The organism is Ostreiculturibacter nitratireducens, from assembly GCF_032670585.1.
In the GTDB taxonomy this organism is placed as follows: domain Bacteria; phylum Pseudomonadota; class Alphaproteobacteria; order Rhodobacterales; family Rhodobacteraceae; genus Ostreiculturibacter; species Ostreiculturibacter nitratireducens.
Genome location: NZ_JAVQHL010000004.1, coordinates 242,788 through 259,965, shown reverse-complemented (window position 1 = coordinate 259,965; position 17,178 = coordinate 242,788). Strand labels below are relative to the sequence as shown.

The 17,178-nt window shown below is 67.3% G+C and carries 15 protein-coding genes; 5 read left to right on the top strand and 10 right to left on the bottom strand.

Going from position 1 to position 17,178, the window contains the following annotated elements; all coding sequences use genetic code 11:
* Positions 1-26: 26 nt before the first annotated feature.
* Positions 27-869, top strand: a complete 843-nt coding sequence (locus ABCN56_RS18015) for an outer membrane protein assembly factor BamD (RefSeq protein ID WP_343082220.1) — start codon at positions 27-29, stop codon at positions 867-869.
* A 16-nt stretch (positions 870-885) separates the two neighbouring features.
* Positions 886-2,535 (top strand): DNA repair protein RecN, encoded by a 1,650-nt coding sequence (gene recN, locus ABCN56_RS18010; RefSeq protein ID WP_343082219.1) that lies wholly within the window; start codon positions 886-888, stop codon positions 2,533-2,535.
* A 7-nt stretch (positions 2,536-2,542) separates the two neighbouring features.
* Here recN and ABCN56_RS18005 read toward each other — a convergent pair whose 3' ends face one another.
* Both ABCN56_RS18005 and ABCN56_RS18000 read right to left on the bottom strand, forming a co-directional pair.
* On the bottom strand, positions 2,543-2,929 hold the full coding sequence (locus ABCN56_RS18005) for an SgcJ/EcaC family oxidoreductase (protein WP_343082218.1): 387 nt from the start codon (positions 2,927-2,929) through the stop codon (positions 2,543-2,545).
* A complete protein-coding gene (locus ABCN56_RS18000) occupies positions 2,929-4,302 on the bottom strand; it encodes an FAD-binding oxidoreductase (RefSeq protein ID WP_343082217.1) in 1,374 nt (457 codons plus the stop codon). Before ABCN56_RS18000 ends, ABCN56_RS18005 begins: the two co-directional genes overlap by 1 nt.
* Positions 4,303-4,393: 91 nt before the next feature.
* Here ABCN56_RS18000 and ABCN56_RS17995 point away from each other — a divergent pair, with 91 nt between their 5' ends.
* On the top strand, positions 4,394-6,079 hold the full coding sequence (locus tag ABCN56_RS17995; protein WP_425466119.1) for a chloride channel protein: 1,686 nt from the start codon (positions 4,394-4,396) through the stop codon (positions 6,077-6,079).
* A gap of 21 nt (positions 6,080-6,100) precedes the next feature.
* Here the strand turns inward: ABCN56_RS17995 and ABCN56_RS17990 are convergent, their stop codons facing one another.
* From ABCN56_RS17990 to ABCN56_RS17970, 5 genes are all read right to left on the bottom strand, one after another.
* Positions 6,101-6,442, bottom strand: a complete 342-nt coding sequence (locus ABCN56_RS17990; protein WP_343082216.1) for a DUF427 domain-containing protein — start codon at positions 6,440-6,442, stop codon at positions 6,101-6,103.
* Positions 6,443-6,481: 39 nt separating this feature from the next.
* A complete protein-coding gene (locus ABCN56_RS17985; RefSeq protein ID WP_343082215.1) occupies positions 6,482-8,290 on the bottom strand; it encodes an aminopeptidase P family protein in 1,809 nt (602 codons plus the stop codon).
* A gap of 106 nt (positions 8,291-8,396) precedes the next feature.
* Positions 8,397-10,268, bottom strand: coding sequence for a cobaltochelatase subunit CobT (gene cobT, locus ABCN56_RS17980; protein WP_343082214.1), 1,872 nt, complete (start codon positions 10,266-10,268; stop codon positions 8,397-8,399).
* Positions 10,269-10,338: 70 nt separating this feature from the next.
* Positions 10,339-11,325, bottom strand: a complete 987-nt coding sequence (cobS, locus tag ABCN56_RS17975; RefSeq protein ID WP_343082213.1) for a cobaltochelatase subunit CobS — start codon at positions 11,323-11,325, stop codon at positions 10,339-10,341.
* A gap of 151 nt (positions 11,326-11,476) precedes the next feature.
* Positions 11,477-12,109, bottom strand: coding sequence for a DnaJ domain-containing protein (locus ABCN56_RS17970; protein ID WP_343082212.1), 633 nt, complete (start codon positions 12,107-12,109; stop codon positions 11,477-11,479).
* A gap of 84 nt (positions 12,110-12,193) precedes the next feature.
* Here ABCN56_RS17970 and ABCN56_RS17965 point away from each other — a divergent pair, with 84 nt between their 5' ends.
* Positions 12,194-12,448, top strand: a complete 255-nt coding sequence (locus ABCN56_RS17965) for a BolA family protein (protein ID WP_343082211.1) — start codon at positions 12,194-12,196, stop codon at positions 12,446-12,448.
* A 2-nt stretch (positions 12,449-12,450) separates the two neighbouring features.
* Here the strand turns inward: ABCN56_RS17965 and ABCN56_RS17960 are convergent, their stop codons facing one another.
* The gene (locus ABCN56_RS17960; RefSeq protein WP_343082210.1) at positions 12,451-12,843 is read right to left on the bottom strand and encodes a DUF4177 domain-containing protein; all 393 of its coding nucleotides are present in this window, start codon (positions 12,841-12,843) and stop codon (positions 12,451-12,453) included.
* 153 nt (positions 12,844-12,996) lie between these two features.
* Positions 12,997-14,511, bottom strand: coding sequence for an Asp-tRNA(Asn)/Glu-tRNA(Gln) amidotransferase subunit GatB (gene gatB, locus ABCN56_RS17955; RefSeq protein WP_343082209.1), 1,515 nt, complete (start codon positions 14,509-14,511; stop codon positions 12,997-12,999).
* A 206-nt stretch (positions 14,512-14,717) separates the two neighbouring features.
* Between gatB and ABCN56_RS17950 the strand changes: the two genes are divergently transcribed.
* Positions 14,718-15,329, top strand: coding sequence for a transglycosylase SLT domain-containing protein (locus tag ABCN56_RS17950; RefSeq protein ID WP_343082208.1), 612 nt, complete (start codon positions 14,718-14,720; stop codon positions 15,327-15,329).
* 39 nt (positions 15,330-15,368) lie between these two features.
* Here the strand turns inward: ABCN56_RS17950 and ABCN56_RS17945 are convergent, their stop codons facing one another.
* Positions 15,369-17,177: a methyl-accepting chemotaxis protein gene (locus ABCN56_RS17945; protein ID WP_343082207.1), complete on the bottom strand. Its 1,809-nt coding sequence runs from the start codon at positions 17,175-17,177 to the stop codon at positions 15,369-15,371.
* Position 17,178 lies beyond the last annotated feature (1 nt).

The window sequence follows — 17,178 nt, the reverse complement described above, 5'->3', positions numbered from 1 at the left end:
GGTGGAAATTGGAGCGGGATAGAGGCATGGCAAGGGGCATAAGAACGGCTGGGCAGGTCGGTGGCCTCGTGCTGCTCCTGACGCTGGCGGCATGTGGTGACAACGCCAACCAGGAACCGGCGCTCGAGAACTTCACGGCCGAAGAGATTTATCAGCGCGGCGAGTGGGAACTCGAGAATTCGCGCAAGGGCGCGGACGCGGCCCGCTATTTCGGCGAGGTCGAAAGGCTCTATCCCTATTCGGAATGGGCCAAGCGCGCGCTGATCATGCAGGCGTTCGCCTACCACAAGGATCGCGACTACGAGAACAGCCGCGCCTCCGCACAGCGTTACATCGACTTCTACCCGGGTGACGAAGACGCGGCCTACGCGCAGTATCTTCTGGCGCTGTCCTACTACGACCAGATCGACGACGTCGGGCGCGACCAGGGTGTGACCTTCCAGGCGCTTCAGGCGCTCCGCGTGGTGATCGAGCAGTATCCCGACAGCGAATACGCAAAGTCGGCGATCCTAAAGTTCGACCTTGCCTTCGACCATCTCGCCGCGAAGGAGATGGAAATCGGCCGCTACTACCTGAAGCGTGGCCACTGGACGGCGGCGATCAACCGTTTCCGCGTCGTGGTCGAGGAATTCCAGACGACGTCGCACACGCCCGAGGCGCTGCACCGGCTGGTGGAGGCCTACCTGTCGCTTGGCCTGAACGACGAGGCGCAGACCGCCGGCGCGATCCTTGGCCACAACTTCCAGTCCACGGAGTGGTATCAGGACAGCTACGCGCTTCTGACGGGCAGGGGGCTGCGTCCCGAGGCCACGGGCGACAGCTGGCTGCGCAAGGTCTACCGCCAGATGGTGCGGGGCGAGTGGCTCTGAGGCATCGGGAGGGGCGATGCTCCGCAGCCTCGATATTCGCGACATGCTGATCATCGACCGGCTGGAACTGGAGTTCCAGCCGGGCCTGAACGTGCTCACTGGCGAGACCGGGGCGGGGAAATCGATCCTGCTGGACTGCCTCGGCCTCGTCCTCGGATGGCGGGGCCGCGCGGAGACGGTGCGGACAGGGGCGGCCCAGGGCGAGGTAACGGCGGTCTTCGACCTGCCGGAAGGCCATCCGGCACAGGCCGTGCTGGAGGTCGCCGGGCTCGACGGGGGCGACGAACTGATCCTGCGCCGCGTCATGACGGCCGATGGACGCAAGAGCGCCTACGTGAATGACCGCCGCACCTCGGCCGACGTCCTTCGAACCCTGGGCGAAACGCTGGTCGAACTTCACGGCCAGCAGGATGATCGCGGTCTCCTGAACCCGCGCGGCCACCGGGCGCTTCTGGATGCCTTTGCGGGCGCGGAAGGTGCCTTGGCGGCGACCCGCGCGGCATGGGCGCGGCTTGGCGGAAAGCGGCGGCTTCTAGAGGCCGCCGAGGAGGCGCTCGGAAAGGCGGCGGCCGAGGAGGAGTTCCTGCGCCATGCCGTCGCGGAACTTGAGGAACTCGACCCGAAACCCGGCGAAGAGGCCGAGCTGGATACCGAACGGCGGCTGATGCAGGGCGCGGAGCGTATCCGGGAGGACATTGCGCGTGCCTTGCAGGCGCTTGGGCCGGAGGGCGCCGAAGGGCTGATGGCCGATGCGGCGCGCTGGCTCGACGGCGCGGCGGAGAAGGCCGAGGGCCGGCTCGACGAACCGATCGCGGCGCTCGGTCGGGCGATCACGGAACTCGGTGAGGCCACGCAGGGCGTGGAGAATTGCCTCGAGGCGCTGACCTTCGATCCGAGACGGCTTGAAATCGTGGCGGACCGGCTTTTCGCGATCCGCGGGCTCGCGCGGAAGCATTCGGTCATGCCGGACGAACTTGGCGAACTTGCTGGAGACCTGCGCAGAAAACTCGACGCGATAGACGGCGGCGCGGCCGAGATCGACGCCTTGCATGCCGAGATCGCGGAAGCCGCGGCCGAGTACGAGGCGGCCGCCGCCAAGCTGTCGCAGCTCAGGCGCGAGGCCGCAGGACGGCTCGATGCCGCCATGGCGGTGGAGCTTCCGCCACTGAAGCTCGACCGGGCCCTGTTCGTGACGGAGGTCGGCGAGGGCGAGGCGGGGCAGGATGGCAAGGACGCGGTGGCTTTCACCATCGCGACAAATCCCGGCGCGATTCCCGGTCCCCTGAGCCGGATCGCCTCGGGCGGGGAACTCTCCCGCTTTCTGCTGGCGCTCAAGGTCTGCCTCGCGCGCGGGGCGGATGTGACGACCATGATCTTTGACGAGATCGACAGGGGCGTGGGTGGCGCGACTGCGGACGCGGTGGGGCGGCGCCTTGCCCGGCTGGCGGAAAGCGCGCAGGTGCTGGTCGTCACCCACTCGCCTCAGGTCGCGGCACGGGGCGCGCATCACTGGCGCGTGCAGAAAAGCGTTTCAGGCGGGACGACGACCTCGACGGTCGTGCCCCTCGCGCCCGAGGAGCGGGTGGACGAGGTCGCGCGGATGCTGTCGGGCGAGTCCGTGACGGAGGCCGCCCGACAGGCGGCGCAGGATCTTCTCGCCGGCTAGTCCTTGGTCAGCCCTCGGCCGAGAAACTCGCCGCGGCGACCAGCCAGCCGTCCTTCCCCGCCAGAAGCGTCGCCGTGAGAACCGCGCCATGACGCCCGACATCCCGCCCCTGGGCATCCAGGAGACCGGACAGTACGAAGCGCTGCATCGCCACAGCGGCATGCGGGCCGAGCGGCCGCAGTTTCATCCGACCCGTCACGAGCTTCGTGCGCGCGAAGGCGCCCTTGAACTCGGCGGCGAGGGTGCGGGCGATGGCCTCGCGCCCTTCCGCCCAGGCGCCGGTGAGGGTCAGGAAGTCGCCATCGGGGGCGAAGAGTGCGGCAATCGCCTCTGCGTCGCGGGCGGACCAGGCCTCTGCAAAGGCGCGGGCGAAGCCCTCTGGCTGAGACAGCATCAGTTGCCCCCCACGATCTTTCCGGGGTTGAGGATTCCGGCAGGGTCGAGCGTCGCCTTCAGGGCGGCCATAACGTCCCAGGCGTCTCCGTGTTCGGCCCGCATCAGGCCGCGCTTGCCCATGCCCACGCCGTGTTCGCCGGTGATCGTGCCGCCCATGCGGAGCGCCCGGTCCGCCATCCGCTCGGCGAGCGCCTTTGCGATGGCCAGTTCGCCGGCGTTGCCGCGCTCGACCAGAAGGATCGCGTGGAAATTGCCATCGCCCACGTGGCCAAGGATCGGACCCTGGAGCCCGGAGGCGTCGATGTCTGCGCGGGTTCCACGGACCGCTTCGGCGAGGCGCGAGATCGGCACGCAGATATCGGTGACGAGCCCCATCGCGCCGGGCCGAAGCGCGAGGCAGGACCAGTAGGCGTGGTGGCGCATCTTCCAGAGCGCGCTGCGCGCTTCGGTCGTCGTCGCCCACTGGAACTCTGCCCCGCCCATTTCGGCAACGATTTCGCCAAACCGTTCCGCCTGTTCGGCGACGGCGGCGGGGGAGCCGTGGAATTCCACCATGAGATGCGGCATTTCCGGCATGGAAGCGCCGGACTGCGCGTTGAAGGCGCGCGCCACCGCCTCGTCCATGAACTCGATCCGCGCCATCGGGATACCGGACTGGATCGTGGCAATCACCGTGTCCACGGCATGTGCGAAATCGGCGAAGGCGCAGGTTGCGGCGGAAACCGCCTCGGGCTGGCCATGCAGGCGGAGCGTGAGCTCGGTGATGATGCCGAGAGTGCCTTCGGAGCCGAGAAAGAGTCCCGTGAGGTCGTAACCGGAGGAGGACTTGGCCGCGCGGCTGCCGGTGCGGATCACGCGCCCGTCGGCGAGAACGACCTCGAGCGCGAGGACGTTGTCGCGCATCGTGCCGTAGCGGACCGCGGTCGTGCCGGAGGCGCGCGTCGCGGCCATGCCGCCGATGCTGGCGTTCGCGCCGGGGTCGACGGGGAACATGAGGCCCGTGGCGCGCAATTCGGTATTCAGTGCCTCGCGCGTGATGCCGGGCTGGACCACGGCTTGCATGTCCTCGGGATGGATGGCGAGGATGCCGTTCATGCGGGACATGTCGAGGCTCACCCCGCCGCGGACGGCGAGCGCGTGGCCTTCGAGCGAGGTGCCGGCGCCCCAGGGGACGACCGGGCAGCCGTGGCGGGCGCAGACCTTCACGATCTCGGCGACCTCGGCGGTCGACTCTGGGAAGGCTACGGCATCAGGGGGAGTCAGGTCGAAGTAGCTTTCATTCGCGCTGTGGGCGGCGAGATCGGGCTTGGAGCGCGAGAGCCTATTGCCTAAGAGGGAGTGAAGCTCCTGTAATGCTTCGGGGATCGGCATTGTCGTTCTCCTTCGTGACGCGGGGACCCTAGGCCAGGCGGGCGGTCCGGGGAAGCCCCAGAACACTGCCCGACCATCCATGCGGAGCCCGATGGCGGAAAACGACGCATCCCCGATCGCGCAGGCCCTTGCCGAGGCGCGTGCGCATATAGCGCGTGGGCTTGCCGTGATGCGCCGGGAGGGGCCGAACCAGGCGCAGTTCTGGTTCATGGCTCTCCTGATCGGGGTCGCGGCCGGGTTCGCTGCACTGGGCTTCCGGCTTGGGATTTCCTGGATCCAGACGGCGGTCTATGGCACGGACGACGTGCGGCTTGCCTCTTTTGCCAAGACGCTGCCGTGGTGGTGGGTGCTCACGATCCCGATCCTCGGCGGTCTCGTGGTGGGGCTGATCCTCGACAGGTTCACGCCGGACGCGCGCGTCAGGGCCGTCGCGGACGTGATCCAGGGCGCGGCCCTGAATGACGGGCGCGTGGAGAAGCGGGCGGGTCTCGCCTCGGCCCTGGCTTCGCTCATCACGCTGTCCACGGGCGGGTCGTCGGGTCGGGAAGGACCGGTCGTGCACCTGGCCGCCGTGATCTCTTCCTGGGTCTCCAACCGGATCAACGCGAGCGGGGTGACGGGCAGGGACCTGCTGGGCTGCGCGGTGGCCGCCGCCGTGTCGGCAAGCTTCAACGCGCCGATCGCGGGCGCGATCTTCGCGCTGGAGGTGGTGCTGAGACACTTCGCCGTCCACGCTTTCGCGCCGATCGCCATCGCATCTGTCGCGGGGACCGTCATCAACCGGATGGAATTCGGCGGCGTGACGGAGTTCACGCTGACGCGGGCAGGGGACCTTGCCTTTTACGCGGAACTCCCGGCTTTCCTGATCCTTGGCATCGTTTCGGGCCTCGCGGCGGTGGCGCTGATGCGGGCGGTATTCCTTGCCGACGATTTCGGGAACCTGGTTCAGTCACGCACCGGCATGCCGCGCTGGCTGCGTCCGACGCTTGCCGGTGCCATCCTTGGGGCGATTGCGATCCCGTTCCCGCACATTATCGGCGTGGGTTACGAAACGACCTCCTCGGCGCTGACCGGGGGGCTTCTGCTGCGCGAGGCGGTTGTCTTCGCGATCGTGAAGGCGTTCGCCGTGGCGGTGACGCTGGGGGGCAGGATGGGCGGCGGAATGTTTTCGCCCGCGCTCGTCCTCGGTTCGCTTACCGGGCTTTCCTTCGGTCTGATCGCCACGGCGATCGTGCCCGAGATGTCGGGTTCCCCCACGCTCTACGCGCTCGCCGGGATGGGGGCGGTCGCGGCGGCGGTGCTCGGCGCGCCGATTTCGACGACGCTCATCGTGTTCGAACTGACCGGCGACTGGCAGACGGGCCTTGCGGTCATGACGGCCGTATCGCTTTCCACCGCCCTCGCGTCGCGGCTGGTGGACCGGTCCTTCTTCCTCACGCAGATTGAACGGCGCGGGATCCGTCTCGCAGCGGGGCCGCAGGCTTACCTGTTGTCGACGGTCCGCGTTACCCGCGCCATGCGTTCCAAGGACGCCGAGCGCGCGGCACCGGAGGAGCGTTGCTGGGAACTGATCGAGGAAGGGACCTTCATCGGCGACACGCGGACGCTCGAAGCGGCGATGCCGCTCTTCGACCGGACGGGTGCCGATTACTTGCCGGTGATCCGGGTGAAGGGCGAGGGCGAGGCGCCGGAACTGCTCGGCGCCCTGTTCCATGTCGATGCGCTCAGGGCCTACAACCGGGCGCTGGCCGAAACGGCGGCGGAGGAGCATTCCTGAGGTCGCCGCCGTTCGCAGAGGTCAGAGACGCTCGACCACGACCTTTTCGGGATCGAATGTCAGGCAGCCCGCGAGCGCCTCGAAGCCCGGTTTCGGCGTCTCGTAGGTCCAGGCGGCGTCGGGAATGTCGCCGCTTTCGGTGACGATCGTGAAATAGCTCGCCTCACCCGCCTCCGGGCTCTCCTTGCGGGTGGCGGAACGCTCGACGAAGGCCATCGCCACGTCCGATTGCGGGAAGTAGATGGCGGGAGCCTTTCCGGGCTCGGACAGTTCGAGCCCCGCCGCCGTTTCGGCAAGCACCGCGCCGCCCGCGCGGACGACCCAGGTGCCTTGGGACTTCTGTATCCTGATTTCGTCGAGCATCCGTTTCTCCCTCGTTACGTTCAATGTTGCTGCCGCGCTTCAGATCGCGGCTGTGGCTTCGGCGAGCCATGCTCGCGCCGCTTCGGTCACACGCGGGGCGATCCGTTCGAAGACCCCGGCGTGGTAGTCGTTGAGCCACACGCGTTCCTCCTCCGAAAGCGCCGCCGGATCGATCAGGCGGCGGTCTATCGGCACGTGGGTCAGCGTGCGGAAGGCATACATCTTGCGATGCGCATCGCCGCCCGGGAGATCGGGCGCCTCCTCGACGACGACAAGGTTCTCGATCCTTATACCGAATGCTCCTTCCCGGTAATAGCCGGGTTCGTTCGACAGGATCATGCCGGGTTCAAGCGGCACGTGCGAAACGCGTGAAAGGCGCTGCGGCCCTTCGTGGACCGAAAGATACGCCCCGACGCCGTGGCCCGTGCCGTGGTCGAAATCCTGACCCGCGAGCCAGAGCGCGTGGCGCGCGAACGGGTCCAGATCGCGGCCCGCGAGGCCCTTGGGCCAGCGGAGGCGGGAAATGGCGATCATGCCCTTGAGAACGCGGGTGAAGCAGGTGACGTGCTCGGGCGAGGGGGTGCCGACGGCCACCGTCCGCGTGATGTCCGTCGTGCCGTCGAGGTACTGGGCGCCGGAATCGATGACAACGATCTCGCCCGGCGCGAGTTCGCGGCTGGTATCCTCCGTGACGCGGTAATGCATGATCGCGCCGTTTGGGCCCGAACCGCAGATCGTCTCGAAGCTGATGTCACGCAGCGCGTTCGAGGCGCGGCGGAAGTTCTCGAGTTCGGTCACGACCTCGATCTCGCTCAGCCCCCCCTTCGGCGCGCGGTCGTCGAACCAGGCGAGGAACTCGACCATCGCGGCCGCATCGCGAAGATGCGCCTCGACGCTGCCGGCGATCTCGGCCGCATTCTTCCTGGCCTTGGGCAGAAGGCAGGGATCTTCGTCCCACTGGATCTCGATCCCGGCCTCTTCGAACTCGCGCGCGACCTGCAGGGGGGCGCTCCCCTCGTCGACGCGCACGGGGCCGGTCAGGCCGCGCAGGGCGGGTTCGAACGCCAGCGGCGGGCGGATCGTCACCTCCCTGCCGAGGTGGGCGCGGACGGCGTCCGAAAGCTTTTCCGGCGCGATGAAGAGCGTGAGGTGGCCGGTGTCGAAGAGGATCGCGAAGGCGTGGACGACCGGGTTCCGACGCACGTCAGCGCCGCGGATGTTCAGCAGCCACGAAATCGAATCCGGCAGCGTCAGCACGACGGCGCGCTGGCCTGCGGCGCGCAGACCTTCAGCGAGCCGAGCCCGCTTGGAGGCGCTTTCCTCGCCCGCGAATTCGATCGGGTGGATCGCAACCGGGCCAAGCGGCGGGTCGGGCTGATGCGCCCAGATCGCGTCGACGAAGTTCCTCGTCGGCGAGAGCGTGATCCCCGTTCCATCGAGCGACTTCTCGATTTCGTGGATTTCCTTTCGGGTGTGAAGCCAGGGATCGAAGCCGACCCTTCCGCCCTTCGGCAGTTCTTCCTTCAGCCAGGGTCCGGGCTTCACATCGGGCCAGGGAACGGGCGTGAAATGCGCAAGGTCCACCTGCGCCTTGACCTGCGTGCGGTAACGGCCGTCGATGAAGACCCCGGCTTTCCCCGGAAGGACGATGCAGAAGCCCGCCGAACCGGTGAAGCCGGTGAGCCAGGCGAGGCGCTCGTCGTGTGGCGCGACGTATTCGCCCTGATGTGCGTCGGCACGCGGGATCACGAACCCGTCGAGATCCGCTTCCTCCAGCGCGGCGCGGAGCCTTGCGAGACGCGGGGGGCCCTGCTCCGGCCGGGCGGTGGTTTCGAAGGTCTGAAACATCGGTGACTTTCCAAGGGAATGGGCCCGGACCGGGGTCCGCGCGACATTCCTAGCAAGTCTACTTCGGGCGGGGCAAGCGGCGCCTGCGGCGACCGCTCAACCTCGGTCAGCTCGCCTTCTTGATGCCCACGAAACGCGCGCGCGCGCGCGGGTCGGTATCGAAGAGCGAGGCAAGCTGTTCGGTCATCGCGCCGGCCAGCTGCTCCGCATCGGTGATCGTCACCGCGCGCTGGTAATAGCGCGTCACGTCGTGGCCGATGCCAATGGCGATCAGCTCGACGAGCTTCCTGCGCTCAACCATCGAGATCACGTCGCGGAGGTGCTTTTCGAGGTAGTTCGCCGGATTGACGGAAAGCGTCGAGTCGTCCACCGGCGCCCCGTCCGAGATCACCATCAGGATCTTCCGCGCCTCGCGGCGCATCAGCATCCGGCGGTGTGCCCATTCCAGCGCCTCGCCGTCGATGTTTTCCTTCAGGAGCCCTTCCTTCATCATCAGGCCGAGGTTCTCGCGCGACCGCCGCCAGGGAGCGTCGGCGCCCTTGTAGATGATGTGGCGCAGGTCGTTGAGGCGACCCGGCTGCTGCGGGCGGCCGGAACTGAGCCAGCGCTCGCGCGACTGCCCGCCCTTCCAGGCACGGGTCGTGAAACCGAGGATCTCGACCTTCACGTCGCAGCGTTCAAGCGTGCGGGCGAGAACGTCCGCGCAGACCGCGGCGATGGAGATCGGGCGCCCACGCATCGAGCCCGAGTTGTCGAGCAGAAGCGTCACCACCGTGTCGCGGAAGTCCGTGTCCTTCTCGACCTTGAACGAAAGAGGCGTCGTCGGGTTCGCGACGACGCGCGCAAGGCGGCCCGCGTCGAGGATCCCTTCCTCGCGGTCGAATTCCCAGCTGCGGTTCTGCTGCGCCTGGAGACGGCGCTGGAGCTTGTTCGCCAGCCGCGACACCGCGCCCTTCAAGGGTTCGAGCTGCTGGTCGAGATAGGCGCGCAGACGTTCGAGTTCGGCCGGCTCGGCAAGGTCCTCAGCCCGGATTTCCTCGTCGAAATCGGTCGCGAAGACCTTGTAGGCCGGGTCCGCCTCGGAATGCGGGGCGGGGGGCGGCGGTTCGAGCGGCGCTTCTCCCTCGGGAAGCTCGGCTTCCTCGGCTTCTTCGAGATCGGCCAGGTCGTCGAGCGCCACCTGGGCCTGCGAGCTGTCCTGCTGCTCTTCCTGGCTGCGCTCGGGCGAGGCTTCGGCGTCCTCCTGCTCTTCCTCGCGCTGCTGGCTGTCGCCCGATTCCTGTTCTTCCTCGGCCTGCTCGCTGTCTCCCTCGTCCTCGTCCTGGGCGTCGGGGTCATCGCCAAGCTGGTCGCCATAGCCGAGATCCGCGATCACCTGCCGCGCGAGGCGCGCGAAGGCCGCCTGGTCGGCGAGAGCATCGTCGAGGTTCTCCAGCGTGCCGCCGGCCTGCTCCTCGATGAAGGGCCGCCAAAGGTCCATGACATTCGCCGCGCCGCCGGGCAGCGGGCGGCCGGTGGCGAGATGGCGCACGAGGTAGCCCGCGGCCTGAGCCAGCGGCGCGTCCTGCGTCGAGCGGATCTGCGAATAGCCGCGCCGTTCAGCCTCGTTCGCGATCTTGGCGTCGATGTTGCCGAGCGTTCCGGGCATGTCACGAGCGCCGACCGCCTCGCAGCGGGCGGCTTCCATCGCCTCGTAGAGGTCGCGCGCCATCTGGCCCTTAGGGGCGTATTTCTGCGCGATCTTCGCGTCGTGGTGCCGATGGCGAAGCGCGAAGGCATCAGCCGTCCCTCGCGCGATCAGCACCTCTTCCCGCGTCATGCGGCGGGACACCTGCGGCAGGCGCATCGTCTCGGCCGTCATGCCCGGCGGGTCGACGGAGTAGGAGACGGAAAGCTCCGGGTCGTCGGCGAGCGTCTTGGTCGCTTCGGCGAGCGCCTTCTTGAATGGTTCCGCGGGGTTGTCGCTGGGTTTGGTCATCGCTGCCATCCGGAACGCTCGCCCCTCCGTCCGCGCCGCGTCACGGCGCTTGGGAACGAGCGGTCCGCCATCACCGGATGCTCTGGCTCGCCGCGCTCTCCGGCAGTTCCTCGTCGAAGCAGCGCTGGTAGAACTCGGCGACGGTCTGGCGCTCGAGTTCGTCGCACTTGTTGAGGAAGGTCAGCCGGAAGGCGTAGCCCACGCTGCGGAATATCTCGGCATTCTGGGCCCAGGTGATGACCGTTCGGGGGCTCATGACCGTGGACAGGTCGCCGTTCATGAAGGCCGTCCGCGTCAGGTCCGCGACGGTGACCATCTGGTTGATGGTCTTGCGGCCCTTCTCGTTGTTGTAGTGCGGGTTCTTCGCCAGAACGATCGTCGCCTCGGCGTCATGGCTGAGATAGTTCAGCGTCGCGACGATGGACCAGCGGTCCATCTGCGCCTGGTTGATCTGCTGGACGCCATGATAGAGGCCCGTCGTGTCGCCGAGGCCCACGGTGTTCGCCGTCGCGAAGAGGCGGAAGGCGGGGTGGGGTGTGATGATCTCGTTCTGGTCCAGAAGCGTGAGCTTGCCGTCGTGTTCCAGGACGCGCTGGATTACGAACATGACGTCGGGGCGGCCAGCGTCGTATTCGTCGAAGACGATGGCGGTCGGGTTCCGGAGCGCCCAGGGCAGGATGCCCTCGTGGAACTCGGTCACCTGCTTGCCGTCGCGGAGCTTGATCGCGTCCTTGCCGATCAGGTCGATCCGGCTGATGTGGCTGTCGAGGTTCACCCGCACGCAGGGCCAGTTCAGATGCGCCGCGACCTGTTCGATGTGGGTCGATTTCCCGGTGCCGTGATAGCCCTGGATCATGACCCGGCGGTTGTAGGCAAAGCCCGCGAGGATCGCCAGCGTCGTGTCGGGGTCGAACTTGTAGGTCGGGTCGATGTCCGGCACACGATCGCTACGCTCGGCGAAGCCCTTCACCTTCATGTCCGTGTCGATGCCGAAGACCTCCCGGACAGAGATTTCTTCGGTGGGTTTCTGATTGGTGTCGAGCATCGTGTCCGCCATTCGTCAAACTGCCCCGAAGGGGCGCGCGTCAATCAAAGCTAGATGGAGCATATATGGGACAGGCGCAAGGGGAAGGGCCGAAATCGACGGCCCTGCAACCTCCCTGGCCATCCCCGGGTCCGCGCCCGTCGCCGGGCGCGCGAGGCGCCGTTCAGTCGCGGAAATTGCGGCTGTCCTTGATCTGGTCCCAGGCCCAGACGACCTCCTGCAGCCGGTCCTCGTCCGAGCGGTCGCCGCCGTTCATGTCGGGGTGCAGATCCTTCACGAGGCTCTTGTACTGCTTGCGGATCTCCGTGCGCGTCCAATGGTCGCGCGCCTCGAGGATCTCGATGGCCTTGCGTTCGGTCGGCGGCAGTTTCCGGGTGACGCCGGAACTCTTGCCGGGGTTCTGCGTCCCGTTCGCGCCGAGGATCTGCAACGGGTCGTCCACACCCAGCCGCGACCATGCGCGGTCTTCCTCGCCCTTCTTGCCGAAGGGCTTCGTGGGCCGGCCCCAGACGCGGTCCTTGTCAATGAAATCCTGGAACTCCTCCTCGGTCGTGCCCTGGAAGAAGTTCCATTTCAGATTGTACTCGCGCACGTGGTCCCGGCAGAACCAGTAGTAGTCGTCCAGGTTGTCGGGCGACTTCGGCGCGCGATATTGCCCGGCCTCGGTGCATCCCGCATGGTCGCACTCCCGTGTCGACGTCTCGAAGGCACCCGACATCCCGCGCCGGCCCTTCTGGCGTCGCGCCTTGTCGGTCTTGGCCGAAATGTCGAATCCGAATGGGTCGTTCCTGTTCATGCGTCCTTCCGAAACCTGCCTTTCCGACTCGGGTTGCCGAGTTTAGGCTTTTCGCCCGTAGTTGGAAGGGGTAGGGGGCGAAAAATGGGGATGGCAGAGGAAATCCGCAAGGCTCTGGACGAGGCTTTCGCGCCCGAGCGGCTGGAGGTCGTGGACGAGAGCGAGCGACACCGGGGCCATGCGGGCTACCGAGAAGGCGGCGAGAGCCATTTCCGCGTCACGATCCGCGCCAGCGCTTTCAAGGACTTGAGCCGCGTGGAAAGGCACCGCGCCGTGCACAAGGCGCTGGGACCCGAAATCACGGGCCGGATTCACGCGTTGGCTCTGGATATCGGCTGACTTCAGCCGGCGGCCATTCCCCGCCCGCCCGCCGGGCCGAGTTTCGGTGCCGAGCCCTCGCCGGCATCGCCAGCGAGCCGGGGAGCCGTGCCCTCGGTCGAGCGGCTCCGCATCTGCGGAAGAAGCAGGGGGCGCTCCGCGGCCTCGGCCTCAGCGGCCTCCTCGAAGGGTCTGCGGAAGACGAGCACGTGCTGGAAGCTCGTCGAGCGGCCGGTAAGCCCGGTGCGCTCCTCGCAAGGCAGGGTGTCGGCGCGAAGGTATTCCCAGCCGTCGCGGGCCATCTCGTTCATCGCCAGCGTCAGCGCATGGGCGAAACGGTCGGCCGTGGTCTTCACGCCGCGCGCCTTCTCGCCACGCATGGGGGCGGGAACGGCCTTGTACTCGAATTTCTGCATCAGCGGTCCTCGGCTTGGCTCGCCGGATTTCCTACCCGTTTTTTCCATTGGAGTCACGGAGATATGGTCGCGGCAGGCGGTGTATCGCCTGCGCGCGGATAAACTTCGCGCGATGAACGGCCGTCCGGCACTCAAAGGGCCGGAGCCCGGACCTCAGAGGCCGAGCTTCTGCGCCACGAGAGCATTGACGGCGGCGGGGTTCGCCTTGCCGCCGGTGGCCTTCAGGACCTGGCCCACGAACCATCCCGCGAGCTTCGGGTTCTGTTTAGCCTTCTCGACCTGTTCCGGGTTCGCGGCGATCACCGCATCCACGGCGGCCTCGATCGCGGCGGTGTCCGTCACCTGCCGAAGCCCGCGCTTCTCCACTATCTCGGCCGGGTCGCCGCCCTCGGTCCAGAGGATCTCGAACACGTCCTTGGCGATCTTGCCGGAGATGTCGCCTTTCGCGATCAGGTCGAGCACGCCGCCAAGCTGCGCGGCGGAGACGGGGCTCTCGTCGATCATGTGGCCTTCCTTGTTGAGGCGGCCGAAGAGTTCGTTGATGACCCAGTTCGCGGCCTGCTTGCCGTCGCGACCCTTGGCAACCTCTTCGAAGAACGCGGCGTTCTCGGCCTCGGCGGTCAGCACGTCCGCATCGTATTCGGTCATGCCGTAGCTTTGCACGAAGCGCGCCTTCTTGGCGTCCGGAAGCTCGGGGAGCGAGGACGCGATCTCGTCCACCCAGGCCTGCTCGATCTCGAGCGGCAGAAGGTCGGGATCGGGGAAGTAGCGGTAATCATGCGCCTCTTCCTTGGAGCGCATGGACCGCGTCTCGCCCTTGTCGGGATCGTAGAGGCGGGTTTCCTGAACGACCTTTCCGCCATCCTCGACGATGGCGATCTGGCGGCGCGCCTCGTATTCGATCGCCTGCTGGATGAAGCGCATCGAGTTCATGTTCTTGATCTCGCAGCGCGTACCAAGATGCGAATGGTCGCCGGTTTCCTGGAATTTCTCGTAGGCGCCCGGCTGGCAGATCGACACGTTCACGTCGGCGCGGAGGTTCCCCATCTGCATGTTGCCGTCGCAGGTGCCGAGGTAGCGCATGATCTGGCGCAGCTTGCCGACATAGGCCGCCGCTTCCTCCGGCCCGCGGATGTCGGGGCGGGAGACGATCTCCATCAGCGCGACGCCAGTGCGGTTGAGGTCGACAAAGGACAGCGCGGGGTCCATGTCGTGGATCGACTTGCCGGCGTCCTGCTCGAGGTGGATGCGCTCGATCCGGACGCGGCGGGCGATGCCGGGGCCCATGTCCACGATCACCTCGCCCTCGCCCACGATCGGGTGGTAGAGCTGCGATATCTGGTAGCCCTGCGGCAGGTCCGGATAGAAATAGTTCTTCCGGTCGAAGGCCGAAACCAGGTTGATCTTAGCTCGGAGGCCAAGGCCCGTGCGAACGGCCTGCGCGACGCAGTATTCGTTGATGACGGGCAGCATGCCCGGCATGGCGGCGTCGACGAAGCTCACGTTGGAGTTCGGTTCCGCGCCGAAGGTCGTCGAGGCGCCCGAGAACAGCTTGGCGTTCGAGGCGACCTGGGCATGCACTTCAAGGCCGATCACCAGTTCCCAGTCGCTTTTCGCGCCGTGGATGACCTTGGGTTTGGGCGGGGTGAAGGCGAGATGGTCGAGCATGGGTCCGGTCCTGACTGGTCGCGCAGGTTCTAGGGCAGGGGGCGGGGCGGGGCAAGAGGGCCGGGGACGTCGACTTGTCTGCCCTGGCAAGCGGGACTCCGCCGATGAAGTCGCGGCGGCTGCGACGATCGTTGCCAGCTCGCCGGGATTCGGCTGAGGATGCGCCCGCCGTCCGCTCAGGGGCGGTTTCGCCCGCAGGGACCCGGATGCACCGCGCTACCGTCCGCACGCTCCTCGCCATTTCCTCTGCGTTTCTTCTGTCGGCCTGCGTCACGCAGGAACCCGAAGCGACGGTGGGATCGTCCTCGTTCCTGCCGCGGATGGGATGGGATCACCGGCCGGAGGCGTCGGACTGGACACAGGCAACGCTGGAAGCGCTGGAGGCAGAGGGGGCGGTGCTTGCTTCGACCGTGCCGGCCGACATCGACACGTTCTGCCCCGGCTACAGCGAGGCGGACCAGCCCCAACGCGAGGCGTTCTGGGCAGGGCTCCTTTCGGCGGTCGCAAGGTATGAAAGCGGCTGGAACCCCTCCGCCCGCGGAGGCGGCGGGCGCTGGCTCGGACTTCTCCAGATCGCGCCGGCCACCGCGCAACTGCACGGTTGCGACGTGTCCGGGGCCGAAGCGCTTTATGACGGCGCAACGAATCTCAGCTGCGGAGTGCGGATCGCCGCGACCCAGGTCGGGCGGGATGGCGCAATCGTGACTGATGGGGGCGGCGGCTGGCGCGGGCTTGCCCGGGATTGGATGCCTCTCAGGAACGCCGAAAAGCGCGAGGAGATCGCCGCCTTCACACGGACTCAGGGCTACTGCCGCTAGGGGCCCGCAGCCGGTCACGCGATCCGTAGTCTGGCCGCCTCAGGCAGCATTGCGCCGGGGCCCGGGGCCTTGGGGGACTGGCACAGGCGCTGCGGAATAGCGAGCCACGATTTCCGAAAGTGACGCGATCTCCTCCTTCACGGCCTGGGCGGAGACAAGGGCCTTGTCCGCCTCGCGGGCCTGATCGACGGCAAACCTTTCCATCTGGGCGATCGCACGGTTCACCTCCTGGATGCCAGCCTCCTGCTCGCGGCCCGAATGCGCGACGGCACCGACATCGGCGGAGAACGTTCCCATGGCATCCGCGATCGCGGCCAGCACTTCGCCCGTCTCGCCAACCATCCGGACACCATTCGTCACGCTCCTCGTGCTTTCCTCGATCAACCGGGCGATGTTGCGTGCAGCCTCGGTCGATCGCTGGGCGAGGTTGCGCACCTCGGACGCGACCACGGAGAATCCCTTGCCCGCTTCGCCGGCCCGCGCGGCCTCCACGCCGGAATTGAGCGCAAGAAGGTTCGTCTGGAAGGCAAGGGTATCGATCATCTCGCTGATCTGACTGATCTTGCGGCTGGAATCCTCGATCGCGTGCACCGCCGCGATGGCGCTTTCCACCTTCTCGGTGCCGAAGCGCGACCGATCGGACATCTCGGTGACGGAGCGTTCCGCGCCGCGGATCAGCCGGGTATTCGTCGCGACGACCTGCGAAAGCCCGGAAACGGTCGATGCCGTCTGCCTCAGCGCGGCCGCGGCGGTCTCCGATTGGCGGGCAACGGCGCCGGCCGTGCGTTCGATCCGCACTGCCGCATCGAGCGAGTTTCCGATCGATCGCTGGATGGCCTCTATCACCCGCCTCTGCTCGGCCGCCGTCCTGTTCACGGAAATCCTGAGTTCCTCGAAACGGCCCCGCCGTGGGCGCGACAGAGTGGAGCCGATCTCGCCCCGCGCAAGCGCCGCCATGTGCTCCGCGACGCCGTCGATCACGTTCTCGAGTTCCGCGAAGAACGTGTTCAGGCTTTCAGCGAGCCGCGTCAGCACGGGATCGCCGAAGGACGCGGTGATCCTGCCGGTCAGGTCCCCCGAAACGCCCTTTTCGACCAGCGCCGAGAATTCCCGTTCCAGCGTTTCCATCATTTCCCTCCGTCGTGCGGCGCCTTCTTCCTCCAGCGCGCGCGCGGCCTTGTCCGCCGCCATCGCACGCTCGGTTTCGGATTCGGCCTGGGCGCGGGCGGCCTCTGCCTCCCTCAGGGCTGCCGCCGTGGCGTTCCGCGCCTCCTCGGCCGAGGCGAGCGCCGCGGCTATCCGGGCCTGTGCCGCCATTCCATCCCGATCCATCGCAAGGCGGCTGCGGATCGCGGAGTAAAGCACGCCGGCCTCGATGAGCACGGCAAGGGCGTGGATCAGAGTGCGCTGGACGTTCCCCATGAGGTCGGGTGACGGGTAGACGAGCCAGGGAGCGAGCACGGTCAGCGAGAGGTGATGAAGCGCGATCATCAAGGTGCCGACGACGAGGGCCTGAACGCCTGTCACCGCCACGGCCGCGCTGAGCGCGGCGAAGAAGGCCATGTGCATGTCCATCTGCCACGGATGGCCCGCGAAGGCGGCGACGAGCGCGATCGGCTGGCCGACGATGCTCTGCACGGCCATGGTGCGCTGAATCCGGCCACCCTGGCGAAAGCCGATCTCTCCCAGCACGGCGAAGGCGAGCGAGATGGCGAGGGCGATCGTCAGGGGGCCGCCGGCATACCAGGCGGAAGTCCCGATCACCGGCAGCGAAGCCCAGCTTGCATGGGTGATGAGTCGCGCGGCGCGGGAGCGGGCCTGCGAGAGGGTCTCGGAGACAGGAGGCATG

What these genes read in the sequence shown, in the direction of transcription:
- ABCN56_RS18015 (WP_343082220.1), top strand. Translation starts at nt 27, where the DNA reads ATGGCAAGGGGCATAAGAACGGCTGGGCAGGTCGGTGGCCTCGTGCTG.
- recN (WP_343082219.1), top strand. Translation starts at nt 886, where the DNA reads ATGCTCCGCAGCCTCGATATTCGCGACATGCTGATCATCGACCGGCTG.
- ABCN56_RS18005 (WP_343082218.1), bottom strand. Translation starts at nt 2,929, where the DNA reads ATGCTGTCTCAGCCAGAGGGCTTCGCCCGCGCCTTTGCAGAGGCCTGG.
- ABCN56_RS18000 (WP_343082217.1), bottom strand. Translation starts at nt 4,302, where the DNA reads ATGCCGATCCCCGAAGCATTACAGGAGCTTCACTCCCTCTTAGGCAAT.
- ABCN56_RS17995 (WP_425466119.1), top strand. Translation starts at nt 4,394, where the DNA reads ATGGCGGAAAACGACGCATCCCCGATCGCGCAGGCCCTTGCCGAGGCG.
- ABCN56_RS17990 (WP_343082216.1), bottom strand. Translation starts at nt 6,442, where the DNA reads ATGCTCGACGAAATCAGGATACAGAAGTCCCAAGGCACCTGGGTCGTC.
- ABCN56_RS17985 (WP_343082215.1), bottom strand. Translation starts at nt 8,290, where the DNA reads ATGTTTCAGACCTTCGAAACCACCGCCCGGCCGGAGCAGGGCCCCCCG.
- cobT (WP_343082214.1), bottom strand. Translation starts at nt 10,268, where the DNA reads ATGACCAAACCCAGCGACAACCCCGCGGAACCATTCAAGAAGGCGCTC.
- cobS (WP_343082213.1), bottom strand. Translation starts at nt 11,325, where the DNA reads ATGGCGGACACGATGCTCGACACCAATCAGAAACCCACCGAAGAAATC.
- ABCN56_RS17970 (WP_343082212.1), bottom strand. Translation starts at nt 12,109, where the DNA reads ATGAACAGGAACGACCCATTCGGATTCGACATTTCGGCCAAGACCGAC.
- ABCN56_RS17965 (WP_343082211.1), top strand. Translation starts at nt 12,194, where the DNA reads ATGGGGATGGCAGAGGAAATCCGCAAGGCTCTGGACGAGGCTTTCGCG.
- ABCN56_RS17960 (WP_343082210.1), bottom strand. Translation starts at nt 12,843, where the DNA reads ATGCAGAAATTCGAGTACAAGGCCGTTCCCGCCCCCATGCGTGGCGAG.
- gatB (WP_343082209.1), bottom strand. Translation starts at nt 14,511, where the DNA reads ATGCTCGACCATCTCGCCTTCACCCCGCCCAAACCCAAGGTCATCCAC.
- ABCN56_RS17950 (WP_343082208.1), top strand. Translation starts at nt 14,718, where the DNA reads ATGCACCGCGCTACCGTCCGCACGCTCCTCGCCATTTCCTCTGCGTTT.
- ABCN56_RS17945 (WP_343082207.1), bottom strand. Translation starts at nt 17,177, where the DNA reads ATGCCTCCTGTCTCCGAGACCCTCTCGCAGGCCCGCTCCCGCGCCGCG.